The organism is Frankia sp. Hr75.2, from assembly GCF_949319125.1.
GTDB lineage: Bacteria > Actinomycetota > Actinomycetes > Frankiales > Frankiaceae > Parafrankia > Parafrankia soli.
In genome coordinates this window covers 1-6,018 of the sequence record NZ_CASGGV010000076.1, presented here as the reverse complement: position 1 = coordinate 6,018, position 6,018 = coordinate 1, and the positions used below count along the sequence as shown (strand labels likewise).

The following is a 6,018-nucleotide window of genomic DNA, read 5'->3' as shown; positions in this document are numbered from 1 at the left end:
GGCCATCACCTGCTCGGCCGGCGGATGCGCGACATCGCACTGAAACACGACCGCCTCTACGCACTGATGCACCGCGGCCGCGGACTGCTCCTCGACCAGACCGGCCAACTCTCCGTCGCCGGCTGGGCGGACCGGGTCGACCACGTCGTCGACGTCAGCGAGGAACTGGACGTCCCCGCCGCGCTCCTACGCCCAGACGGACACATCGCCTGGGTCGGCGAAAACCAGCAGGATCTGCTCAGCCACCTACCCGCCTGGTTCGGCGCCGCCACCACCTGAACGCGCCCCCGGGGGCCGGCCGGCGCCACTACAGCGCCTGACCCGAGGTCAGCCGAGGTTCCGCCGATACCGCACAAGCCTGTCCCTGGAGGAGCCGTCCGGCTCCCAACCCAGCTGCGAGTAGAAACGGACCGCGCGGGTGTTCGCCTCCAGCACCCACAACATCGCGGACATGTAACCGGCCGCGTGCAACCCGCGGACCGCCGCGGCCATCAGGTGACGCCCCACCCCCTGCCGCCAGGCCGCCGGTAGAACATAGAACCCGGTGATCTCCCCGACCCCGACCGCGTCCGGGTCGTCGTCCTCAGCGGGACGCAGGTCCACGAAACCGACAATGGCACCCGCATCGTCCGCGACCAGGACACCCCGCCCCGGCCAACTCGTCTGCCGCACCGTCGCGGTCCACCGGGGCACCCGCTGCACCGGCCGCAACCCGTCGAGCAGCGGCCGCGGCAACAACCCCCGATACCCGGCCTGCGAGGACAGCACATGCACCCGCGCGATCCCCTCGGCATCGGCAACACCAGCCTGACGGACCTGCACATCACGATCATCCCACCGTGACGTCCGCTGACCAACACGGATCAACAGCGCGAACCGCCGTACCCCGCCAACATCGCGTGCCGTCCTCAGCGGTGAGGGTGCTGGCCGGTCGGACGGATGACGATCTCGCTGATGTCGACGGTGTCGGGTTGGTCGAGGGCGAACAGGACAGCGCGGGCGACGTCCTCCACATCGAGCACCGGGTCGGTGACACGGTCGGGTGATCTTTCGCCGGTGTCGACCAGGCCAGGCTGAATGAGGGTGACGCGGACACCGGTGTGGGTGGCCTCGGCGCGGATCGACTGGGCGAGGGCGGTCACAGCCCACTTCGTCGCCGAGTACAGCTGGCCGGGGACAGTGACACGGCCAGCCACCGATCCGGTGAGAACCAGGTGCCCACGAGAGCGGGCGAGAGTGGGCAGGGTGGCGCGGGCGACGAGAGCGGTGCCGTAGACGTTCGTCAGCACCATCTCGCGCCACTGCTCCGGGGAGCCGGTGGCGTGCAGGAACGAGGTGGGAGTGAACACCCCGGCGTTGGCGAACACCGCGTCGAGCCGGCCGAACGCATCCTCGGAGCAGGCGGGGAGGGCGGCGACCTGAGCCCAGTCCTGCACGTCACAGGGCGCCACCACGGCCTTGGCTGGGCCGCCGAGGTCCGCGGCGAGAGCGCGCAACGCGGAGCGGGACCGGGCGGCCAGCACGAGCGACCAGCCCATACCCGCGGCCAGGCGTGCGGTCGCAGCGCCAATGCCGGAAGAGGCGCCGGTGATCAGGAGAACGGGTGCGGTCATGCCGACACATCGTGCCCGCTAGGTTTCCCGCATGCAGGAGCCCTCGCCGCGCCCCCCGACACTGCGCCTGACGCAGGCCGGCACCGTCGGCGAACGCGAGATCCCACCGCCGGGTGAACTGAGGTGAACTGATCGGGGGGCCGCCCGCCAGGCGTGTCCATGACACCCACCACCACTGTCAGCTCGGGAGATCTCCCCGCCGGTAACGCGCCCGCCGCCCGCGGCGACGCCGGCTCCCGGCCGCCCGCGGCAACGGACGGTTCATCATGGTCGCCGTGGCCCTACCCGATCCGCTGCGCGGCGACTGCGGGAACTGCTTCGGCCTGTGCTGCGTGGCACCGGCCTTCGCCGCCTCCGCGGACTTCGCCATCGACAAGAAGGCCGGGCAGCCCTGCCCCAACCTGCAGAAGGACAACCGCTGCGGCGTCCACGGCCAGCTACGCGACCGCGGCTTCACCGGATGCGCCGTCTTCGACTGCTTCGGTGCGGGACAACACGTCAGCCAGGTCACCTTCGACGGACAGGACTGGCGGCACACCCCCCGCCTCGCCCGACAGATGTTCGCTGTCTTCCCCGTCATGCGCCAACTGCACGAACTGCTCTGGTACCTGACCGCCGCACTCGACCTCGGGCCGGCCCAGCCGATACACCCCGAGCTGGCCGCCGCCCGCGACCAGACCCGACGACTCACCCACGCCACCCCAGAGCAACTCACCGCACTGGACATCACCCGCCACCGCCATGACGTCAACCTGCTCCTGCAACAGGCAAGCGACCTGGCACGCGCACGGGCGGGCCGGCGCCGGCCGCAGTACCGCGGCGCTGACCTCACCGGCGCCAACCTGCGACGCACCGACCTGAACGGGGCCAACCTGCGCGGAGCACGACTCATCGGCGCCGACCTGCGCAACGCAGACCTGACCACAGCCGATGTGACCGGCGCCGACCTACGCGCCGCGAACCTGCGCGGCACACGCCTCGCCGACACCCTCTTCCTGACCCAGACACAGCTCGACTCCGCGCACGGCAACCTCGACACCACCATCCCCGCAACGCTGAGCCGGCCCCGCCACTGGCACACCAAGCCTCCTCCGGTAGCGGATGCGGTCTGATTCGTCTCCACGTCACCGTCGACCACACCTGGTTCGCAGCCCGGAGGCACCATGTCCGAGTCCGACCGGAAGATGCACGCCAGCGAGGTCGTCATCGACACCTCGCTGGTGGGCCGGTTGATCGCCGCGCAGTTCCCCGAGTGGGCGGGCCTTCCCCTCGAACCGGTCCGCTCCGCAGGCACTGACAACGCGATCTACCGTCTCGGCGTGGACCTGGCAGTACGGCTGCCCCGCATCCCCGCAGCGGCCGGGCAGGTGGACAAGGAGCACCGGTGGCTGCCGCAGCTCGCGCCGCTGCTGCCACTGGACATCCCGGTCCCACTCGGGACGGGCACACCCGGCGAGGGCTACCCGTGGCCCTGGTCGGTCCACCAGTGGCTGGAGGGCGAGGACCTGCTCGCCGAACCTGCCGTTGACCTACACCGCATGGCCATCGAACTGGGAAACTTCGTCGCAGCCCTGCAACAGGTCGACCCCACGGGGGGACCACCTCCCGGGACGCACAACTTCTTCCGTGGCGCCCCGCTCGCCCGGCGGGACGCGGCCACCCGGGCCGCCATCCACTCCCTGCGGGCCACCCTCGACACCGCAGCGGCGACCGCCGCGTGGGACACGGCCGTGCACGCGCCCCGCTGGCAGGGAACGCCGGTATGGATCCACGGCGACCTTCTCCCCGGGAATCTGCTCACCCGGGGCGGCCGGCTGCATGCCGTCATCGACTTCGGCGGCCTGGGCGTGGGAGATCCGGCCTGCGACGTAATGGCCGCCTGGACGCTGCTGTCCACCGAAAGCCGCGAGGCGTTCCGGAGCACGATCGGAGCCGATGACGCGACCTGGGCACGGGGCCGTGGCTGGGCGCTGTCCTTCGGACTCATCGCCCTGCCCTACTACCAGGACAGCAACCCCACACTCGCCCACATCGCCCGGCACACCATCGACGAGGCCATCACCGATCCATCCCGGCCGCCGCCCACCGGCACCGCGCCGACGCCGGCGAAACCTGGACCCACTACGCCCCGGGCGAGCACAGTCGATGACCAGGAACTTCCTCGCTACCGTCACATCACATGATCACCGATCCTGTTTCGGTACCGTCCCGTGACCACGTCGTGGACGCGCTCATCGGCCTGCTGGCAGGCACATGCCCGGACCGGGTGCTACGTGTTGCGATCGACGGCCCGGACGCCGCCGGCAAGACGACCCTGGCGGACGAGCTCGCCGGCACGCTCGCTGACCGGGGCCGTCCCGTCATCCGCGCCAGCGTCGACGGCTTCCACCAGCCCCAGGCCGTGCGCCGCCGCCGCGGGTCGCTGTCCCCGGAGGGTTACTTCCTCGACGCGTTCGACTACCCCGCTCTACGGCATCTCCTGATCGACCCGCTCAGCCCAGACGGCGACCGGCGCTACCGCACGGCGGCGTTCGACCATCGCAGCGACTCCCCGCTCGACAGCCCCACCCGCGAGGCAGCCGGCAACGCGGTGCTCATCGTCGACGGCGTCTTCCTCCTCCGCCACGAACTACGCGGCTGTTGGGACCTCGCCGTGTTCCTCCAGATCAGCCCCGCCGAATCGCTGCGCCGCGCGCTGCGCCGCGACGTCGCCCTGTTCGGCTCACCCGACGCGGTCCGCGAACGCTACAAGGCGCGCTATCTGCCCGGCCAAAAGCTCTACCAGGCCTCCGCCGCGCCCCGGGACCACGCCGACGTGCTGATCGACCACGAACGTCCAGAAACTCCCCGCGTTCTGCGCTGGCCCGGGTGACGAGGCCCCTGATCCGAGCGTCGGCGAGCACGCTGCCGTCCGGCCCAGATCGCCATCCAGCGAAGTGCGCGGAGGCTGCGCGACAGCGATCGTCAGAGAACCCTGCACCCGTCCCGTCCCGTCCCGTCCCGTCACTAGCCCGACGCCCGCCTGGAAGGCCTCCGACTACGCGCCACCAGATCACGGGCGGCCTCCGACCACTCGGGTAGATCGAACACGAACCCCGCCCCAAGCAGCCGGCCCGGCACCACCCGCCGGCTCTTCAGAAGCAGCTCAGTGTCGCTACGCATCACGAACGCACCCACCTCGGCCATCCACGCCGTCGCCGGCAACCCCACCCGCACCCCCACCGCCGCCCGCAGACCCGCGACGAACTCCCGGTACGGCAACGGGTTCGGCGACGCCAGATTCACCGGCCCCACCAGATCGTCACACTCCACCAGGAACACGACCGCCCGGACGAAATCACGGTCGTGAATCCACGACATGTACTGCCGGCCCCCGGCGACCGGCCCACCCAGACCCAGCCGGGACATCCGCCACAGCACGTCAAACGCACCACCCCGGCCCGGCGCCATCACAATGCTCGTCCGTAGCGCCACCCGGCGGGTATCCGGCGTCGCCGCCTCCGCCTGCGCGGCTTCCCACCGCCGGGCAATGTCAACACTGAACGCCCAGTACGCCGGCACACCCTCCTCGCCGCCGCCGACAATCCCCGACACCTCGTCATGGGCCCGGTCAAAGCTGTGCGCGTAGATCGTGGCGGTGCTCATCTGCAACCACACCCGCGGCGGACGAGCCGCCCCCGCGATCGCCGCCCCCACCACAGCCGCGGAATCCACCCGCGACGCCATCATCTCCGCCAGATTCGCCCGGGTGTACCGGCAGTTCACACTGCGCCCAGCCAGGTTGACCACCGCGTCGGCGCCATCCACCTCGGCCACCCATGCGCCCTCGGTCCGACCATCCCAACACTCCGTCCGCGCACCGGGCACCTGAATATCGGCGTGCCGGCTGAGGACAACCACCTCATGCCCCGCACTCCCGAACGCACCCGCGAGCAGTAACCCCAGATGCCCCGTCCCACCCGGAACAACGATCTTCACGATCTCCCCGCTCCCGCTCGACCGGCACGCGACCACAGCCAGTCTTACGCGCGCCCCGATCCCGATGCGCCGCAGAGAAACCATCCCGTCACCAGGGTTCACGCCGCCGAGCGTGCCCGAGCAACAGCCGATCAGGCCTGCCGCGCCTCGGCGAGGAGCGCGTCGAGGCCCTCTGGCGCAGCCCGTTCCCCGATGTCGACGATCCGGACGCAGCCCTCGAATACACCCCCGGCGACCATGACAGACGGAGGCCGACCCCCAGGTAGCTGGGCGCCTCATCGCAATGATCGAAGGAGGAGAAGGCCATGCTGCCACCGGACAGTCATGTGCACAGCCAGTGGTCCTGGGATGCAGCAGCGGGATCGATGGAGGACACCTGTCTACGTGCACTCGAGCTCGGGCTGCCCTCGGTGGCGTTCACCGAGCA

At 70.6% G+C, this 6,018-nt stretch carries 8 protein-coding genes; 5 read left to right on the top strand and 3 right to left on the bottom strand.

The genetic code is table 11. The annotated features are described in order from the left end of the window. A partial coding sequence (locus AC559T_RS07515; protein WP_498868228.1) for an aromatic-ring hydroxylase C-terminal domain-containing protein occupies positions 1 to 279 on the top strand: 279 nt, incomplete at its 5' end. Between the two features lie 48 nt (positions 280 to 327). Here the strand turns inward: AC559T_RS07515 and AC559T_RS07510 are convergent. Both AC559T_RS07510 and AC559T_RS07505 read right to left on the bottom strand, forming a co-directional pair. Continuing rightward, positions 328 to 822: a GNAT family N-acetyltransferase gene (locus AC559T_RS07510; protein WP_498868227.1), complete on the bottom strand. Its 495-nt coding sequence runs from the start codon at positions 820 to 822 to the stop codon at positions 328 to 330. An 86-nt stretch (positions 823 to 908) separates the two neighbouring features. Beyond that, positions 909 to 1,613 carry an SDR family oxidoreductase gene (locus AC559T_RS07505; RefSeq protein ID WP_498868226.1) on the bottom strand — a complete coding sequence of 235 codons (705 nt, stop codon included), beginning with the start codon at positions 1,611 to 1,613 and terminating at the stop codon, positions 909 to 911. A 275-nt stretch (positions 1,614 to 1,888) separates the two neighbouring features. Here AC559T_RS07505 and AC559T_RS07500 point away from each other — a divergent pair, with 275 nt between their 5' ends. From AC559T_RS07500 to AC559T_RS07490, 3 genes are read left to right on the top strand one after another with little or no spacing between them, the layout of a single operon-like run. Continuing rightward, positions 1,889 to 2,725, top strand: coding sequence for a pentapeptide repeat-containing protein (locus AC559T_RS07500; protein ID WP_200835334.1), 837 nt, complete (start codon positions 1,889 to 1,891; stop codon positions 2,723 to 2,725). A gap of 51 nt (positions 2,726 to 2,776) precedes the next feature. After that, a complete protein-coding gene (locus tag AC559T_RS07495; protein ID WP_498868225.1) occupies positions 2,777 to 3,796 on the top strand; it encodes an aminoglycoside phosphotransferase family protein in 1,020 nt (339 codons plus the stop codon). Further along, positions 3,793 to 4,485: a uridine kinase gene (locus tag AC559T_RS07490; protein ID WP_498868224.1), complete on the top strand. Its 693-nt coding sequence runs from the start codon at positions 3,793 to 3,795 to the stop codon at positions 4,483 to 4,485. Before AC559T_RS07495 ends, AC559T_RS07490 begins: the two co-directional genes overlap by 4 nt. A gap of 134 nt (positions 4,486 to 4,619) precedes the next feature. Here the strand turns inward: AC559T_RS07490 and AC559T_RS07485 are convergent, their stop codons facing one another. Beyond that, positions 4,620 to 5,591: an epimerase gene (locus AC559T_RS07485; RefSeq protein ID WP_498868223.1), complete on the bottom strand. Its 972-nt coding sequence runs from the start codon at positions 5,589 to 5,591 to the stop codon at positions 4,620 to 4,622. 305 nt (positions 5,592 to 5,896) lie between these two features. Between AC559T_RS07485 and AC559T_RS07480 the strand changes: the two genes are divergently transcribed. Continuing rightward, a partial coding sequence (locus tag AC559T_RS07480) for a PHP domain-containing protein (protein ID WP_498868229.1) occupies positions 5,897 to 6,018 on the top strand: 122 nt, incomplete at its 3' end.